The sequence below is a fragment of the Stenotrophomonas sp. DR822 genome (assembly GCF_019793815.1).
In the GTDB taxonomy this organism is placed as follows: domain Bacteria; phylum Pseudomonadota; class Gammaproteobacteria; order Xanthomonadales; family Xanthomonadaceae; genus Stenotrophomonas; species Stenotrophomonas indicatrix.
Genome location: NZ_CP081826.1, coordinates 391,872 through 407,840, shown reverse-complemented (window position 1 = coordinate 407,840; position 15,969 = coordinate 391,872). Strand labels below are relative to the sequence as shown.

17 protein-coding genes are annotated in these 15,969 nt (G+C 64.6%); 6 read left to right on the top strand and 11 right to left on the bottom strand.

Annotated elements, in window-relative coordinates; all coding sequences use genetic code 11:
• Positions 1-117: 117 nt before the first annotated feature.
• The 7 genes from K5K93_RS01995 to K5K93_RS01965 all read right to left on the bottom strand — a co-directional run bounded on the left by K5K93_RS01995 (position 118) and on the right by K5K93_RS01965 (position 10,389).
• A complete protein-coding gene (locus tag K5K93_RS01995; protein WP_222389510.1) occupies positions 118-3,882 on the bottom strand; it encodes a hypothetical protein in 3,765 nt (1,254 codons plus the stop codon).
• Between the two features lie 30 nt (positions 3,883-3,912).
• Positions 3,913-4,725, bottom strand: a complete 813-nt coding sequence (locus tag K5K93_RS01990) for a hypothetical protein (RefSeq protein WP_222389508.1) — start codon at positions 4,723-4,725, stop codon at positions 3,913-3,915.
• A gap of 112 nt (positions 4,726-4,837) precedes the next feature.
• On the bottom strand, positions 4,838-5,248 hold the full coding sequence (locus tag K5K93_RS01985; protein WP_222389506.1) for a hypothetical protein: 411 nt from the start codon (positions 5,246-5,248) through the stop codon (positions 4,838-4,840).
• A 258-nt stretch (positions 5,249-5,506) separates the two neighbouring features.
• The gene (locus tag K5K93_RS01980; protein WP_222389504.1) at positions 5,507-6,778 is read right to left on the bottom strand and encodes a carbohydrate porin; all 1,272 of its coding nucleotides are present in this window, start codon (positions 6,776-6,778) and stop codon (positions 5,507-5,509) included.
• A complete protein-coding gene (locus tag K5K93_RS01975; RefSeq protein WP_222389503.1) occupies positions 6,775-8,172 on the bottom strand; it encodes a cytochrome c in 1,398 nt (465 codons plus the stop codon). The genes K5K93_RS01980 and K5K93_RS01975 overlap by 4 nt, the downstream gene beginning before the upstream one ends.
• Positions 8,169-9,809 (bottom strand): GMC family oxidoreductase, encoded by a 1,641-nt coding sequence (locus K5K93_RS01970; protein ID WP_032974706.1) that lies wholly within the window; start codon positions 9,807-9,809, stop codon positions 8,169-8,171. Before K5K93_RS01970 ends, K5K93_RS01975 begins: the two co-directional genes overlap by 4 nt.
• Positions 9,810-9,855: 46 nt before the next feature.
• Entirely contained in the window at positions 9,856-10,389 is a 534-nt protein-coding gene (locus K5K93_RS01965) for a sorbitol dehydrogenase family protein (RefSeq protein ID WP_222389501.1), read from the bottom strand.
• 246 nt (positions 10,390-10,635) lie between these two features.
• Here K5K93_RS01965 and K5K93_RS01960 point away from each other — a divergent pair, with 246 nt between their 5' ends.
• The gene (locus K5K93_RS01960; protein ID WP_222389500.1) at positions 10,636-10,872 is read left to right on the top strand and encodes a hypothetical protein; all 237 of its coding nucleotides are present in this window, start codon (positions 10,636-10,638) and stop codon (positions 10,870-10,872) included.
• Between the two features lie 51 nt (positions 10,873-10,923).
• Here K5K93_RS01960 and K5K93_RS01955 read toward each other — a convergent pair whose 3' ends face one another.
• Positions 10,924-11,373, bottom strand: coding sequence for a DUF1579 domain-containing protein (locus K5K93_RS01955; protein ID WP_222389499.1), 450 nt, complete (start codon positions 11,371-11,373; stop codon positions 10,924-10,926).
• A complete protein-coding gene (locus K5K93_RS01950) occupies positions 11,370-11,840 on the bottom strand; it encodes a BLUF domain-containing protein (RefSeq protein ID WP_222389498.1) in 471 nt (156 codons plus the stop codon). Before K5K93_RS01950 ends, K5K93_RS01955 begins: the two co-directional genes overlap by 4 nt.
• 175 nt (positions 11,841-12,015) lie before the next feature.
• On the opposite strand from K5K93_RS01950, the gene K5K93_RS01945 reads away from it, so the two are divergent.
• From K5K93_RS01945 to K5K93_RS01925, 5 genes are all read left to right on the top strand, one after another.
• Positions 12,016-12,285 (top strand): hypothetical protein, encoded by a 270-nt coding sequence (locus K5K93_RS01945; RefSeq protein ID WP_222389497.1) that lies wholly within the window; start codon positions 12,016-12,018, stop codon positions 12,283-12,285.
• A 147-nt stretch (positions 12,286-12,432) separates the two neighbouring features.
• Entirely contained in the window at positions 12,433-12,930 is a 498-nt protein-coding gene (locus K5K93_RS01940; protein WP_222389496.1) for a DUF892 family protein, read from the top strand.
• 72 nt (positions 12,931-13,002) lie between these two features.
• Positions 13,003-13,290, top strand: coding sequence for a hypothetical protein (locus K5K93_RS01935; protein ID WP_222389495.1), 288 nt, complete (start codon positions 13,003-13,005; stop codon positions 13,288-13,290).
• A 104-nt stretch (positions 13,291-13,394) separates the two neighbouring features.
• On the top strand, positions 13,395-13,649 hold the full coding sequence (locus tag K5K93_RS01930) for a hypothetical protein (RefSeq protein ID WP_222389494.1): 255 nt from the start codon (positions 13,395-13,397) through the stop codon (positions 13,647-13,649).
• Between the two features lie 120 nt (positions 13,650-13,769).
• Entirely contained in the window at positions 13,770-14,363 is a 594-nt protein-coding gene (locus tag K5K93_RS01925) for an isochorismatase family cysteine hydrolase (RefSeq protein ID WP_222389492.1), read from the top strand.
• Here the strand turns inward: K5K93_RS01925 and K5K93_RS01920 are convergent.
• Positions 14,333-15,145, bottom strand: coding sequence for a DNA-formamidopyrimidine glycosylase family protein (locus K5K93_RS01920; RefSeq protein WP_222389490.1), 813 nt, complete (start codon positions 15,143-15,145; stop codon positions 14,333-14,335). The genes K5K93_RS01925 and K5K93_RS01920 overlap by 31 nt on opposite strands.
• A complete protein-coding gene (locus K5K93_RS01915; RefSeq protein ID WP_222390932.1) occupies positions 15,138-15,902 on the bottom strand; it encodes a DUF72 domain-containing protein in 765 nt (254 codons plus the stop codon). The genes K5K93_RS01920 and K5K93_RS01915 overlap by 8 nt, the downstream gene beginning before the upstream one ends.
• Positions 15,903-15,969 lie beyond the last annotated feature (67 nt).

Sequence of the window (15,969 nt, the reverse complement as noted above, 5' to 3'; positions counted from 1 at the left end):
ATGGTCGTTCTCATCGGGATACCCCTCCATGCATAGAAGTCGATATTCCGGCGGCATAGCCTCACGCCAACCGGTACGGGTGGATCACCGAAGGCGACTGCCTCGCCTCGTCACGCATCACTCCCCTTCTATTGGATTCGATTCCTTTGGACCGGGATGCACCGCATCCACGTCCTGCGTGCTGATGCCGGCGCGTGATTCTCCGCGCAGCGCACCCGAGGACATCCAGGCGTGCAGCGATGCCAGGCCGACCGGGCCATCCGCGGCCCCAAGCCTGATGTCAAACCGATGCTGGCCGGGCCCTAGTCCATAGAGGGAGCGCGACGCCAGCGCGACGCGTCTGCCGTCGGCGTCGATGCCACCGATGATCAGTCGACGCAGAGAGCGGTCCGCTGCCGGCATATCGATGATCACGGTGGCAACGTCAGTGCGCTTGCCTTCAGCCGCCCTGCCCTCACCTGCCGGTCGCGCGGGCGCCGGCACGCTCAGCGTCAATCGAGGCGTCTGTGGCGATTGAAGGAGGTCATGGCGCCGCGTGCCCGCGCCAGGCTTCTGGGCATTGAATACCCAGAAGCCGCCATTCCATGGCCAATGGCCGATGGTCTGCGCACCGGCGGCGGGATCCGATCCATGCAACTTGTCCGGAATCGCATCGTCCGGGTCCACGGTGATCTTGAACTCATAGGCAGTGCCGGCGTCACTACCGCCCAGGTTGGCGGTATTCCACAGCGCCTCGACGTTGGCGATACCGCGCGGCGCAATGGTGACCGGCTTTGAACGAGCGAACTCGACATAGTCCTCTTCGTGTGCAGAGACCGGTTCGCGCCCGCCCAGCCTGTCGGCGTCCGGCGCCTTTGCGCGATAGGCGAAGGCGACGACGACCTTCTGCGCAGCTGTATCGAGAGAGTAGTTGTGCACCGGCACCACGATCCTGACCTTGGTTCCTGCATCCACGCCACCCAGCAGCGGTGCGTACTCACCGGTCACATCGTCCGGCAAGGCCTCGGTGAGCGCCAGTCCACGCAAGCGGAAGTACTCGTCCTGCGGCGCCAGTGTCCACGCGCCTTGCGTCGGGTCGTAGGCCATGCGCCACGGTAGGTTGAGGGCAGGATCCGGTCGTCCGCCATAGGTGGATTTCCACCACTGCGATCCACCGGAAGAGCGGAGGAAGTCGGTTCCATGCGCGACCTTGATGCCGCCATTGCCGGTGACATAGATCAGTGTCTGGTAGTGATAGGCCCGTGACGCAATTCCGGGCACATCCGGCTGATCGAGGGTGATTCCCCGCGAGTTGCGCATCGTACGCTGCGCGACCACGCTGCTTTCCCAGTTCGATGCGTCAGACAGGCTGACGGTGCCTTCGTAGTTCGCGCTGCCGCTGAACATGCGCACCTCCGCTGACGCCCGGAATCCGGTGGTGATGTCGATGCTCCTGCTGAGCGAATAGGAGAAGGACTTCTCGCTGCTGGAGCCGGACTCCCTGGTGTAGTCGAGGCTGAACGTCTGGGCATTGCCATCGAAGGCACGCGCGATGGGGCTGTTGAGCGGTTTTCCCGCCACCTCGACGGTCTTCCCCGCCTCATCGCGAAAGCTGAACGTGCCGATGTCGGTGGCGAACAGACCCTGCGTCGGGATCTCCGGATAGCTGGTGGCGTTGTAGTTCTGGTGCGACGGGTTGTACCAGTCGTAGTTCAGGCCGCCGCCGCTGTACTCCATCAATTGCCCGGGTATGACGATGTCGTAGAAGGGGAACCGGCCCGAGCGCTCCTGGTTCACGCCGTAAACGGGATAGCGCCAGATATCGATCAGGCGCATGTTGAATACCAAGTGGTCGTCCTGGGTGGTGGTGGCGGCCTTCTGGGTGGTGATCGACTGGTAGGCGTTGTTGAGCGTGCGCTCCATGCTGTTGGTCTCGAACGATGCCGCCGTTCTTACCGAGAGTGACGTCTCGAAGTTGGCAATGTTCATGAAGCCGCCACCGACGCTGCTGCCCACGGTCTGCGTAAGGCCGCCACCAAACCGGGACGAGCTGGAGTTGGTTGATGTCTCGGTGAGCGTGCTGTCTGCGCTGTCACGCAAGGTGACACTGAACGCCGATGGCCCGAAGCCGCCAAGCAGGTTGACGATCCGGTAGGGGGAATCACCACCGGGGTCAGGCAGCGCATCAACGTGGCGCGGCGGCATGCCGACCACGTACTGCGGATCGATCATGTCCTGGATGGTGATGTGCGCTGGATTTCCCAGGTACAGGGAATCACCACCACGATCATAGGCGATGATCGGCACGCCGAAGACCAGGCCGGTGCTCTCGTAGTTGGGCATGCGATGGCGATACACCGGATCAAGTGCAAACGACTCGTTGTTGACACGGGCGACAACGATCTCCGGCAGGATGCGCCCGGGTTGGTCACCCCGTTGGGGCAGTGCCACCGCCAGCTGGTGCCGCGGATCGACGCCATCGTTCCTGAGGCCGATGAAATTGCCTGCCGCAACCATCGGGCCCAACCCGGTGGTTGCGACCGGCGATCGGTCCGACGAGAACTGAGCTTCCGGACCGGCATGGAAGGATGGCGGCGTGCCATCACGGACCTGCAGTACGCGCCCCATTACTCTGCCCTCGGGTGACACGTAGGCGACCGCCAGCTGCCGCCTGAAGAACGGATCGCTTGCCGGAGTGGCTGTCCTGGGATCGAACTGGAACAGGCCAGTGGCGAGATCGGCGTAGGAGTTGCCGGCGACAGGTCCGAGCAGGGAGTTTGCCCTCGGCGGCCCTATCTGCTCCAGCTTGGCCGGGTCGAAATAGACCAGTGACAGCATCTGGTCGGTGCCGGCGTCCCGTTGGGCGAGATAGCTCACGATGAACTGCTCATGGCCCCGGCCAACGAAGTCCGCCGAGGCGAGCCCGATCGAACTCGGGCGGCCGCTGGGGACATCGTACGCATAGGAGCTGCCGACTCGCTGCAGGGTGTGCTTGCTGCCGTCGCCCGCATAGCGGTACGCCGCCAGGCGGATGCGTCCGGCGCCTGCGCCAGCCGACGCATCGGCGGCAGTGACGATCTGCAGGGTGCCGTCGTTCATGTAGTCCCCCAGCGTCACCGCGACGTCGCCGGTGGGCGCCTCATCGGCCGGGCCGACATAGGAGGCAGCCACTTCCAGTCCGCCTTGCGAACCCGCTCCTGGCGTCCAGAGGATCACGTCGACCTGCAGTCGCTGCTGCAGGTTGGCATAGGCGGCAACGATCATCTGTTGGGGCTGTTCATCCTGGTTGGGGCGCCGCACGATCTCCCCGACCGCCAGATCGAAATTGCGGCCCGCCATGCTGGTGGATGGATTGGCAAAGGACAGCGTTGCGCGCTGACCATCGTTGATCTTCAGAGGGCTTGTATAAACCGTGATGCCGAAGTTGGTCATGCACACCGCCTGCTCGAAATCGGGCGTGGATACACGGCCATGGGCAAGGCGTCGCCGCTGTGACTGCTGGCAGGAATCTCCCGGCTGCAGCTTCTGCGCCGACACGCTCCACTGGGTGAGCGCTGCGTTGGCTGCGGCGTAGTCGAACAGATCGCTGTAGAGCGATGAGTTCTGACTCGCCAGCATTCCGATGGTGCTGACCGGGAACATCGTCAGCCGCTTCGGGTTGGTGATGGGATCCACTTCACCGGGGCGCACCTCAGCAGCGCTTTCCCCGTGCACCTGCATTGCCTGCTGTGCCGCCGCAACGTTGGCAAGCGCTGCCGCAGTCAAGCACATTGCCACAACTGCACGCATCCACGATGGGCAAGTGCGATTGCGCACCCGTACGGCGGCCGTGCCTGGCGCATTACGATCGGAGGCGTCGGCACGCTCCCGATCCCGTTCGCCGCCAAAGTGACCCCAGCTCATGATGCTCTCCCTGCCCTTCGAAAGCCGGACTCAGTGCTTCCGGCACATCAGCGCGGTGTAGTACGGCGCCTGCACCGCGCTGTCGGACGGCTGCCCGGCAACCGGCGCCGTCTTTGTATCGACGATGTTGAAATCGCCCTTGGACGCATAGCCGCTGGCGCAGCAGCCGCTGGCGCCGGCGATGTCATGGCCACTGAACGGAATCTTTCCCTGCACGCCATGCACGTGGCTGCGCACTTCGCTTGGATCCAGCGGCTTCCCGCCGAACTGGTAGTAGGGCGTGCCATTATCGGGGAGCGCGACGATATAGCGCCCCGCAACTGAGTTTTCCACCTCCCACGATGCAGGACACATCGTCTGTGCCATGAAGGTCATCAGACCTGACGGGATGGCAGAACCATCGCCATTGGAGGTCTTGATGCAGAGGCCGTACTGGGCGTAAGGCAGGTCACCGCTCGCCTCCTCGGAGGCACCGCTCACCGCATAGTCCCCGGAATCACCCAGGCTGCCATTGCAGCAACCGCCGATCAGCACGAAATTCTTCGATGGGAGATTGATCTTGCCGTTGATGCGCTGATGCCTGTGCGCCGGAGGCTTTTTTCCATCAAGCGCATCTCCGGCAAAGCCGCCGACACCGGCGCCCAGGGGCGCGGGCACCACAAAGCGTCCCTTGGCACCATCGACCGAGGTCCAGCCCTCTGGGCATGTGCCGGCAAAATAGGCCTGCGTGAAGAATGGCATGGCATCAGCTGCTGCAACGATCTGCGGCGCGGATGCGTACAGGAGCAGAGCTGCGAGCAGCGGGGCCTGGGTTGGCCGGGAAAGACGACGCGTGGTAGCCATGTCGCACCTTTTGAGTGAGCGTAAGGCGAAAGCGGTCGTGGTCAGGCATGTACTGGACCCGAGGTCGCAGCACGGCGCTTGATGTTGGAAAACGTGCAGCTTGAAGGAGAAGTCAATCGACCTTGCAGGCAAGCAATTGAACGAACGGCAGCGCGGATGTCGACTCGTCGGTCTCCAGCTCCGCAGAGTGCTCTCCCTTGCGGGTCGATTGGCTGTTGCAGCAACTGCTGGCAGCCGATATCGAATGCTCGTTCAAATTGGCCGAAACCTTCGCCTTGTGCTTGTGCCTGCGATCTTCGCGGTCTGCCAGCGCCTTTCCCGAGGTCGACCCGATCGCACCTGCATCGTTGGCCACCAGCAGCATCCTGCCATTCGCATTGGTGAGCCGGCTGCTGCCTGCCGGGCAAGCAGTTCCGGACATGAAGAAAATCATGTTCTTCGGCAAGTCCGCCATGGCCGCCCCTTCAAATCCCAACAAGGCGACCATGCCGACGGCCAGCATTCCAAAGGTTCGCGTGCGCATCCCCTGCCCCCTTCGCATTTGGACGTATGTACAAGCCTGGAATTCTTGTTACGCCAATCGTGTATTCCCGCTTCTGCATGCGGCCCGTTCGTTGATCCGGGCCGGAGGGCGAACCTTGCATCCGCTCCTGCAGTTGCGGCGAAGTATGATCCTATAATCAATGAATATCGTGCGCGGCGTCGCAAAAGTAGAAAGTGCAGATAATCCATTGGACCGCGGAATATCGCCGGGGAAAATGGTCAATTATTTGACGCAGCGCTACAGCGTTGCCTGCGCCTGCAGGGTGAACACCCAGCTGTCGGGCCGGCTGGCATAGGCGCCGGGCCGTGCCACGTACTGCACCGCCGGCCGCAGCACCAGCCACGGGGCGACCTGCACGCCGTAGTTCAGCTCGACGAACTGCTCGTTGCTCTGCACATCCTTTCCGGCGAGCTGCTGATGGCGGGCGAGCCGGTCGGAGATGTCCAGCCGGTTCCAGGCCAGGCTGAGCACGTCATCCTCGCGCGATGCGATCACGCCACGCCAGCTCACGCCCGCTTCCCACGAGTAGCGCATCAGCCCGGTCTTTGCATCCGCCCGGGTGGCCACGCCGAACACCGAAATGCCGCGCACCGTGTCACCCTCGGGCTTCCACACCCGCTGCGCGGCCTGCACGTACGAACCACTGCGATGCGAAGCGCGAGGTGCCGTCGGGTCACCGATGTCATCGGCGTTGGAGGTATCCAGGTAGTAGCCGACCTTGTAGGTACCGCCATAGTCCTCTCCGGACTTGCCATGGCTGTAGCCCAGCTCGACCGGCAGGAACAGGCCGGTCTTTCCCCTCGTCGATACACGGAAGCCGCTGTTGGCCTGCTTGCGCGTTGGATTGACGTCGTAGATGCCGGTCTGCACGTACCAGCCTGAGGGATCGTTCCACTTTACCCGCAGGCCCCATTGGCCTGTCGGATTGTCCAGCCAGCCAGAACTGTAGATCGGGCCCAGCGGATGCCCGCACTGGCCGTTGTTGTTGAAGTTGCAGGTGTAAGGCAAGCCACCGAAGTCGTTGCCCATCGAGTAGAAGCCACCCTTCAGGCTCAACCGCTTGTCCAGCAGCCAACGCTCGTAGGAGAGCTCGTTGAAACGCAGGTTCTGGCCCTGGCCATAGAAGGCCTGGTTCTGGATGTAGGAACCGGTGGATCGTTCATTGATGGCGTTGCCGAAGCGATCGGAGAACACCACGCGCAGGGTGCCGTCGAAGCCGAATGCCTTGCCGGTGTCGATCGTCGCGCCCAGGTCGATGTGCTCGGCGGTGGACCAGCCACTGCCCTTGTATCCGTCGCTGTTGACGCCACTGCCGATCACGATGCGCGCACTCGGCGTGACACCGCGGTCCTGCAGCCAGAGGCGCGCAGCCCAGTCCGCACTCAGCGGCGTCTGCACGACGCTGTCTACCGGCTTGGGCTTGGCGGTGCCACTTGCTTCGGCGGCCGACACCGGCCCGTTGACGATGAAGGCGAGCAGCCCGATGCCGGTCAAGGATACGAAATTCATGCAGCCGCCCTCCGCGCCTTCCGGGTCTTCCACGCGCGGCGCACCAGCAGCACCATGCCTACCAACGCCAGCACGGCAAGGATGAGCATCGGCAGCCACAAGCGTGCAATCTTAGCCAGAAGTGGCTTCTCGCCGCCAGCACGGGTCAACGCCACCTGCGCTTCGGTGACCTGGTCGCCCGGCCCGAACTGCGTGCGCACGTAGGTCGCCACCGCTGCGATATCGGCGTCACTCAGGTCCTGTACGAACGAGCCTTTCGAGAAGTGCGGCATCAACGCATGCTCGCCATGCACGTCGCGGTCAACGCCGCCGAGAATGGTGGCGATCAGGTTCTGCGGGCGGGTCATGCCGACGGTGGTGTTGTGCACCAGGGAGGGGTAGTACCCGTCCCTGCTGCCCTCGCCCCTGGATCCATGGCAGCTTGCGCACAAGCCTGAGTACAGCACCCCGCCCGAGGCCAATGCAGCACTCGTGCCGCGTACCGGCTGCTCACCCGGCGCCGTGGCGGCGTCTCCCCACGCGAAGGCGGCCCGGGTGGCCTCAGGATCGGCCACGGCCGGCACCGTGCGCAGGTAGGCGACGATGGCCGCGATATCATCGTCCTGCAGCTTGGACAGGCTGTTGCTCACCGCTTCGGCCATGCCACCCCCGGCCTGCGCCTTGCCGGCAACGCGGCCGGTCTTCAGGTACTGGGCCAGCTCGGCATCGCTCCAACCCCCGAGGCCGCTGGTGGGGTGTGAGGTGATGTTGGGGGCGTACCAGTCACCCAGCGATCCGCCGGCGAAGGCCTTGCCGTCCACTTCCTGCATCATCAGCCCGCGCGGACTGTGGCAGCTGGAGCAGTGCGCCAGACCCTCCACCAGATAGGCGCCGCGATTCCACTGCGCGCTCCTGCCCGCATCGGGGGTGAACGTTTCCTTGTCCAGGAACAGCAGGTTCCACACCGCCATGGACTGGCGGATGCTGAAGGGGAACGGCAGCTCGGTCGCGTGAGCTTCCTCATCGACCGGCGCCACCTCCTTCATGAAGTAGGTATACAGCGCGTGGATGTCCTCGTCGGTCAGCTTGGCATACGAGGTATAAGGCATCGCCGGATACAGATGGGCGCCGTCCTTGCGCACGCCTTCGCGTACCGCCCTGGCGAAATCGTCTTCGCTGTACAGGCCGATGCCATGGCTTCTGGAGGGCGTGATGTTGCTTGCCCATATCTCACCCAGCGGCGAGGCAATCGCGTAGCCGCCTGCGTAGGGTTTGCCCTGCTTGGGGCTGGTGTGGCATGCCACGCAGTCCGCAGCGACAGACAGGTAGCGCCCGCGTTCGGCGACCTCATCTGCGTGCGCGGATTGACTGGCTGCAGCCAGCATCATCAGCAGAAGCGAGCAGAAGGTCTTCATGCGGCACGCTCGATGGCATCTGCTGCCTTCAGCGCAAGCGCGGCCATGGTCAAGGTGCTGTTGACCACGCTGGCCGACACCATCGGGCCGCCGCCCGGGAGCCACAGGTTGGGATGATCGTGTGCGCGGCAATCGCCATCGACCACCGAATCGCGCGGATCCGCGCCCATGATGGTCGAGCCCATGATGTGGTTGTTGGCGTTGAGCGCCGTGGTGATGACGAACTCCTCGGCATTGAACAGCGAGCCGATATGCCGCAGCTGTTTGCAGGATTCGTCGTAACCCTTCCGGGCGTAGTCGCCCAGCGAGTAGTGGATATCCGGGCAGGCCAGGCCGTGGCCATCCACTCGCGTCTTGGACAGCGTCAGGCGATTGCTGGGATCCGGCAAGGGTTCCAGGCTGATCGAAAGATCCACGCCGAAGACGGCACGGCGGCGGATCTCCGCATCCAGCGCGTCGCCGACCAGGCCTTTCTTCAGCGCCTGGTCGGTGGCGATCGCCACCCGGCTGATGTTGTTGAGGATGATCTTGGTGGCCGAGTATTGCGAGCGGAAGGCGCCGTCGCGCGGGCCAACCATGCAGCTGGACTGCGCCGGTCCACGGCCCAGCCAGATCGGCCTGTCGGCAATGAACGAGCAGTGGAAACCGGAATGGTCGAGCATGTTGCGCCCCACCTGGTCGGAACTGTTGGCGATACCGTTCGGGTTCTGCTCATTGGCGGCAAGCAGCAGCAGACGCGGCGTCTCCAGTGCATTGCACGCAATCACGAAACTGCGGCCGGTGGCCTTGTGGCTGACCTTGTTGTTGTCATACCAGTGGATGGCCGTGACCCGGTTCTGCGCGTCGGTATCGATCTTGTAGGCCACTGCTTCGGCCAGCACCTGCGCGCCCAGTTTCTCGGCCGCTTCGATGGTATGGATGCCGTTGTACATCGCGCCGATCGGGCAGATCGGCTGGCAGTTGTTGTTGCCGCAGCAGGCGGGCCGGTCGTTCCAGGGCGTGACCATGCGACCCTGCGGAATGGGCACCAGGTTGTAGCCGTGCGGATTGACCACCTCGGCGAACACCTTGTCACCGTTGCCCCAGGGAATCATGTCGGCGAGGTAGGGCCTGGATCGCTCGGAGGGGCTCTGCTTGTCCGGATCATTCGGCCCGGAGACGCCCATCGCCTCCTCGGCGCGGCAGTAATAAGGCTCGATGTCGTCGTAGCTGATCGGCCAGTCACGCCCCACCCCGTAGGTGCTCTGCATCCTGAAGTCCACCGGCAGGTGGCGCCAGCAGGAGGCGGCCCAGTGCCAGGTGGTGCCACCCACGGCCTTGATGAAGCCCTGATGGAAGCTGCTGGCGTCGGGGCCGGTCAGGCCCACGTAGTCATTGGCCGGGAAGTACAGCGGCGCGGTGGCAAGCGGTGACTGCGGATACGGCCCCTGGAAATCACTGCCGATGCGCCGTTCGAAGCTGACGTTGCGCCAGTTCTCGACCACGTCGGAACGATGCAGGCGGGGGCCCGCCTCCAGCACAAGAACCGATTTTCCGGCACGAACCAACTGGTGGGCGATCAAGGCGCCGACGACGCCCGAACCGACGATCACAACATCGGCATCGGCGTCGCCATCACGGAAAACCGGAGCTTTCATGAGGGGAATCCATAACAATTACGGGAAAAGAGCTGGAAGCGCAGGCTCAGCCGTGCGCGCGTACCGCCGCCGGCGGTTCGGCCGTCCACCATGCCGGACCGCCTTGTGCATAGGTGGGCGGGAACAGGCCATCGTCCACCGGGCGCTGCATCAGCGCATCGCGATAGGACACGGTGATGGCCTGCGGCCCCTTGCCTACGCTGCCGGTGTACCAGGCAGTGATGATGGCCAGCGCTGTCGGCCGTGCATCGCCAACAGCCGCCAGCAGCGCTTCAGGGCCCTGCACCTGTTGCGCTTTGGCCGCGAGTGCGGAGAACTGGGCGTGCATGTCGGGATGCAGCTTGGCGAAGGCGGCTTCGATGCGCGCGGCGGTTGCCGGATCAAGGTCGGACTTGCCGGTCAGTGCCTGGGAGAGCTGCAGAAAGCGCCCGTCCGTCCGTCTCGCTGGCGTGGCACCGGCATGGGCTGCTGGCGCCTTGCCGTTGCAGGCAACAAGCAGCGAAGCGGAGCCAACGGCCAGCAGGAAGGTTCTGCGCGTCAGGCCTTGCCCACTCCCTTCCAACCCCTCGGGAACACTCATGATGTGGACTCCTGATGCGTCACTTCTTCGGCTGCCCCTCACCGCGACGCGGGGGGCACCTACGCGGGCAACTTTAACGCACCTGAACGTCGTCGCGGAGTGAGCAGGAAGCGCCGCAGCGCGGCGAAGCGCCCTTCTCCCGGCACCAGCAGAGGCAGATTTCAGCCGGTGCGCTGCCGCCCCCGTCACGCCCGCACAACGCCCTCAACGCTAGAAACAAGGGGTTTCCTACTCTGGAGAGTGGCCATGCGGGTACTGCTGCTGTGTGCCGTGGCGACGATGGCATTGTCGGCCTGCAACCAAGGCGAACCGACCGATAAGGCACAACATGCCGATGCGGTTCGGCAAACCCCACCAGCGGCCAGCGCGTTGGCGCGCAACGTGCCCGGCGGCGGCAGCGGCACCGCCGCCTCCGAAGACCAGGCCTCGGGGCCAGAGGCCGAACGCGGGAAAGAAGCCGCGCCGCCGCCGCCCAAGCGCTAGGCGCGACCGACCGCAACGTCCCCGGTCCGGCGGGCTGCGGAACAAGCGAATCTACTCGGCCCGTTCAAGCACGATGCGTACGAACGGGATCCAGTCATCGCCGACCCGATGCTCCCATTCCCCGGTCAGCAACTGCCGGTCGCTGCTGATTACGCCGTCGAACCGCTGGGACTGACCCTGGATGGTGTACCTGCCGCCATCAAGTCGTGAAGTGAAATCGCTGGTGCCACCATCAGCGTCGTAGCTGCGGCTGAAGAAACCACCGGCTTCAACATCGACGCCGATGATTTCCGTGGAGCGCACACGCTGCCCGTCCATCATCGCGTCGACCTCATGCACCAGGAAGTGACCGTTGGGCATCCACGTGTAGACGTCCGATGCGAACGACACCCCGCCCGTGCTGCCGTCGGGTTGCAGCGCGATGAGGGTGGTCTCCCACGCTCCGGCAAGAACGTCCAGCCGGCGGTGGTGTCCACTGTGGAACGTGGCTTGTATTGTCATGGCGACTCCGTACCGGGTGAGGCGGCATAGGGTTGGACCAGGGCGCGCAGCAGCTCCATGCCCGTGGCAGTAGTGGTGGGTGCAGCGGTGCCTTCGCGCTGGACGAAACCGGTCCAGTCCGCGCCGGCCACCCGCCTCAGCTCCGTCGGCTCCACCGCCAGCCAACGCATGGGCCAGAAAGGCAGGCGTCTCTGCCCCACCCTGCCCCGCTGCAGTTCGATCAGGCCGCTGTGGCTGCTGGCACCCAGTACCCGGGAATATGCCACCTGCAGGCCATCGTCCGGGCCTTCCATGTATTGCACGAAGCGCACCCCGTCGAACAGCAGTACGCCGGTGACGCCGGCATCGCGGTTGAAACGTGCTGCGTCATCCACGATGTCGCACAGCCTGCCCCCGGCCTGGCCCAGCCGGCTGGCAGCAATATCCGCTGCCGCCTCGCTGGTATACACAACGGCTCTGATGGGCACGTTCGACCTCCCTGCAATGGGCTCCCAACCGTAGCAGAAGGCCGGTTGAGGCAGTGCAGCAGGCGCAGCCTGAAACAGAACAATTCAGTGAAATGTGAAAAGGAACCCCGGCAGGATTCACGCCATGCACTGCTGCCCCATGGCATGAAACAACTCCGCCCGCGAGATCGATTTCATGCCTGACACCGGACTCTTCTACGTCTTTTCAGTGGACTACGCGACCGATGCGCGAGGCTGCATCGATCAGGTCACCGCTATCGCCTTCCGCTGCAACCAGTGCCACCACGTGTCCCGCGCCGACGCGGAGCTCAAGCGGATGACAGGGGGCACGCTGCTGACCTGTGGAAAATGCGGATCGCACCAAGCCGTGAGCAATGCGCGCCTGGTGGACGGCGAACATCTGGCGGCAACCGGCCACTCTGCAGCAGCGGCCGACCAACGCTGAGCCTGGTTCCGACGCGCGCCCAGTGCCCGGCGTGAGGGGAATGCATGCATCTGCGCGCTCGATGCGCATCCGCCGTTCACTGCATCTACCCCGCAGCCCAACACCGGCCGGGATAGCCTCGTCACTCCTTCCCCGCTGGAGCGCGCCATGGCCATCAAGACCGCTGAAGACCTTTTCATCCACGAACTGTCCGACATCTACAGTGCCGAGAAGCAGCTGACCAAGGCCCTGCCGCGCCTCGCCCGGGCCGCAGAGAACCCCGCACTTGCCGCCGCGTTCGAGACCCACCTCGAGGAGACCCAGGGCCAGGTCGAGCGCATCGACCAGGTCGTGGAGGTACTGGGCATCCGCCTGAAGCGGATCAAGTGCGCGGCGATGGAGGGCCTGGTGGAAGAAGGCAAGGAAGTCATCGAGAGCATTGAAAAGGGCCCAGTGCGCGATGCAGCACTGATTGGCGGCGCGCAGAAAGTCGAGCATTACGAAATCGCTTCCTACGGCACCATCGCCGCGCTGGCCAAGCAGCTCGGATACAAGGACGCTGTGCCGTTGCTGCTGGAAACGCTGGAAGAAGAAAAGGCCACGGACGAGAAGCTGACCCTGCTGGCCAAGAGCGGCGGCAACGCCAAGGCCGCCCAGGCCGCGTGATCGCAGGTGCACCGCAGATCAGCCTGCGCGTCGCCCGCCAGGGGGCGGCGCGCTTCTGCGCGAGGATGACGTATGCATCCTGATCTACTTGGATGGACCGCCACAGCCGTACTGATGGCCACGCTGGTCCGGCAGATGGTCAAGCAATGGCACTCGGCGCACCCGGAAACCGTCTCGAAGTGGCTTTTCATCGGGCAGATGACCGCGTCTACCCTGTTCACGATCTACAGCGCGCTGCTGGGTGCCACCGTGTTCGTGGTCACCAACCTGCTGTTGCTGGCAACCGCGCTGATCGGACAGCTGCTGGCGTGGCGCCGCAACCGTGCAACGCCTTCGAGCTCATATGGAAGGACGCCCTGATTGTTGACGTTGCGTCCACGCCGGCTTGATGCGGGTACTCACGCGTTCACGTTTACCGTTGTCGTGCCCCCCGCACGATGCGGTCCAATCAATGAGGAAACGTCATGCAGCGCGATCAGAAAGACCTGCCCCATCCGGATGACGACGCGGCTGCGGTGCCTGCTGCCAGCGCTGGACAGGCCAAGGCCCACAACGGTGCCAATCATGATCAGGCGTTGACGGAGACGTTCCCGGCCAGCGATCCGATCTCTCCCTTCGTCGCCGCCGCCACGCCGGATGAGCAGGCGCAACGGCTTGGCAAGCGCGTGGCGCCCGCTCGGCACGACAAGGGAGAGGGGGACGACGGAGCTGGCCAGTGATCGGGCCTGCGCTCCCGCCGAGGGGGCCGGCCAGCCCGCGCCCGTCAGGCGGCTCCGGTGCGCTGGTCCGTGGTGCTGAAGACGAACGGACAGTGGAGGCCTGACACCTCGGAGCCCGCCATGGGACAGCCCACCGCCCTGCTCATCATCGATCTTTTCAGCCTGTTCGACTTTCCACAGGGGCGGCAACTGGCTCCGTACGCCGTACGTGCAGCCCAGCGCACCGCCCGCCTGGGTGCTGCATTCGACGCGCACCGCTGCCCGGTGATCTACGCCAATGACAATTTCGGCAACTGGCAGCGCGACTTCCCGCAGCTGGTCGAGGCCTGCCGGCAGAAGGGCGGCGCCTCGGCGCGGATCGTCCAGTACCTTGCCCCCAGCGAGGAACACTACTTCATCCTCAAGCCGAAGCACTCCGCCTTCCTCGCCACGCCACTGCCGGTGCTGCTGGCCAAGCTCGGCACCCGGCGATTGGTGCTGGCCGGCATGGTACTGGACGCGTGCGTGCTGGCCACTGCCATCGATGCCAACTCGCGCGAGTACGCGACGGTGGTCGCCCGGGAAGCGGTCGCCGCCCTGCCGGACCGCCGCCAGCCGGCCCTGCAGACCCTGCAGCGATCGGGCGCCGTCGAAGTACTCAGCAACCGTCAGATCATCGCTTCGCTGTCATCCACGTCCTCACATCAACGCACGGGCCTGACACCACCGCGCTGAACCGGGCCTCTCGCCAGGGTGCGCTTCTTCGCCGGCGGCCGCGGCGTCCCAGCGCGATAATCGACCTGGCATACCGGGCAGAAGAAGGTGCGCCGATACGTGGTGCCCATGTAGACCTTGCTGACCGGACCACCACAACGGGGGCATGTCCGCCGGGTGTGCACCTGCCAGTGCTTTTTCAGCTCGAAGCTGCGCTTCCAGCGCAGGAAGTCGAAACTGTATTCGCGGGCCTGCTTGACCAGTTCGGCAAGCTTGCGCGGCGGAAGATCACCAACAGGGTTGGCCGGGTGGACCCGGATGCGAAACAGCACCTCGTTCTTGATGATGTTGCCCACGCCGGAGAACAGCGTCTGGTCCAGCAGGGCATCGCAGACCAGGACATCGGGCATCGACTTCAGGCGACGGCGGGCAAGCCGGGGGTCCCACAGGTCGCTCATCACGTCGGTGCGCCAGTCGTAGACCTCGTCCAACGGCTGATCGATCAGCTTCACCGAGCAGGTGTAGAAGTTCAGTTCGCCGTTGTCAAAGCGCAGCGATACCCGCGCTGGGGTCTCCTTGCGTTCGTCGATGCGCCAGCTGCCGAACATCATCAGGTGGATGCGCAGACTGACGTGGCTGAACTCCAGCAGGAAATGCTTGCCCCAGCTGCGCACGGCCCGCACCCGGCGTCCCTCCAGGCAGGCCAGGTCGAGCGTGCTGTTGCCACTGACGCCACGGACGGTCTTTCCCTTGAACCTGGCGGCGGCCTCGCGCAGCAGCACGATGGAAGGACCTTCAGGCATTGGCGTGCTCCAGCATCGACTGCAGTTGCAGTGCATTGGGCACGGCGTGGCCGTGCGCCGTGTTGTCAAGGATGATCCACGCCTCCCCCGCCTGGGCGGCCTCTACTGCGGCGGCCACCAGACTGCAGAGCTGCGGTTGCTGGTAGGCGCTGTAGTACATGCGCGGCTGCCCGTGCCACCGCCAGTAGCTCCAGTGCCTGGCTCCGCCCGGCTGATCGGCCCCTGCAACCCGGGCGGGATCGGCCGCGACCCGGGCAATGCCGTGGTTATCCAGCAGCGCGTCGGCCTTGTCGTCGAACCAACTCGGGTGGCGTGGTTCGCAGGCGACCCGCACGGCGCTGCGCCGGCGCAGCGCCCGGAAGAAGGCCGAGGCCGTGCGGCCATCGTAGGCCAGGCTCGGCGGCAGCTGCAGCAACAGGGCGCCCAGCCGATCCCCCAGATGCGCCACCGCGTGCAGGAACGTGTCGAGCAACGGCGCAGTACCGCGCAGGCGCGCGTCATGGGAAATGGCCTGCGGCATCTTCACCGAAAAACGGAAACCGTGCGGCACGCTGGCCGCCCAGCGCGCATACGTGACGGGCTGATGTGGCCTGTAGAACGACGAATTGATCTCCACGATCGGAAAGCGCGATGCATAGCGCTGCAGCGCACTGTCTCCTGCCGCGAACGCGTGGGCGATGTCCGTGGGCAGTGACCACCCTGCGCAGCCCACGGCGACCGGGTGGCCCGGTCGCGGATGACGGAGTTCACGTGCCATGGCGCTACGGTGGCGACAGGCCCGTAGCAACATGGTGAACACACGTTGGCTGCGGCGTGAAGCCTGT

Bases quoted from the DNA above. Each gene is read 5' to 3' on its own strand.
- K5K93_RS01915 (WP_222390932.1), bottom strand. From the start codon at position 15,902: ATGGCACGTGAACTCCGTCATCCGCGACCGGGCCACCCGGTCGCCGTG.
- K5K93_RS01945 (WP_222389497.1), top strand. From the start codon at position 12,016: ATGCCTGACACCGGACTCTTCTACGTCTTTTCAGTGGACTACGCGACC.
- K5K93_RS01935 (WP_222389495.1), top strand. From the start codon at position 13,003: ATGCATCCTGATCTACTTGGATGGACCGCCACAGCCGTACTGATGGCC.
- K5K93_RS01985 (WP_222389506.1), bottom strand. From the start codon at position 5,248: ATGCGCACGCGAACCTTTGGAATGCTGGCCGTCGGCATGGTCGCCTTG.
- K5K93_RS01990 (WP_222389508.1), bottom strand. From the start codon at position 4,725: ATGGCTACCACGCGTCGTCTTTCCCGGCCAACCCAGGCCCCGCTGCTC.
- K5K93_RS01925 (WP_222389492.1), top strand. From the start codon at position 13,770: ATGGGACAGCCCACCGCCCTGCTCATCATCGATCTTTTCAGCCTGTTC.
- K5K93_RS01930 (WP_222389494.1), top strand. From the start codon at position 13,395: ATGCAGCGCGATCAGAAAGACCTGCCCCATCCGGATGACGACGCGGCT.
- K5K93_RS01975 (WP_222389503.1), bottom strand. From the start codon at position 8,172: ATGAAGACCTTCTGCTCGCTTCTGCTGATGATGCTGGCTGCAGCCAGT.
- K5K93_RS01955 (WP_222389499.1), bottom strand. From the start codon at position 11,373: ATGACAATACAAGCCACGTTCCACAGTGGACACCACCGCCGGCTGGAC.
- K5K93_RS01995 (WP_222389510.1), bottom strand. From the start codon at position 3,882: ATGAGCTGGGGTCACTTTGGCGGCGAACGGGATCGGGAGCGTGCCGAC.
- K5K93_RS01980 (WP_222389504.1), bottom strand. From the start codon at position 6,778: ATGAATTTCGTATCCTTGACCGGCATCGGGCTGCTCGCCTTCATCGTC.
- K5K93_RS01965 (WP_222389501.1), bottom strand. From the start codon at position 10,389: ATGAGTGTTCCCGAGGGGTTGGAAGGGAGTGGGCAAGGCCTGACGCGC.
- K5K93_RS01970 (WP_032974706.1), bottom strand. From the start codon at position 9,809: ATGAAAGCTCCGGTTTTCCGTGATGGCGACGCCGATGCCGATGTTGTG.
- K5K93_RS01920 (WP_222389490.1), bottom strand. From the start codon at position 15,145: ATGCCTGAAGGTCCTTCCATCGTGCTGCTGCGCGAGGCCGCCGCCAGG.
- K5K93_RS01960 (WP_222389500.1), top strand. From the start codon at position 10,636: ATGCGGGTACTGCTGCTGTGTGCCGTGGCGACGATGGCATTGTCGGCC.
- K5K93_RS01940 (WP_222389496.1), top strand. From the start codon at position 12,433: ATGGCCATCAAGACCGCTGAAGACCTTTTCATCCACGAACTGTCCGAC.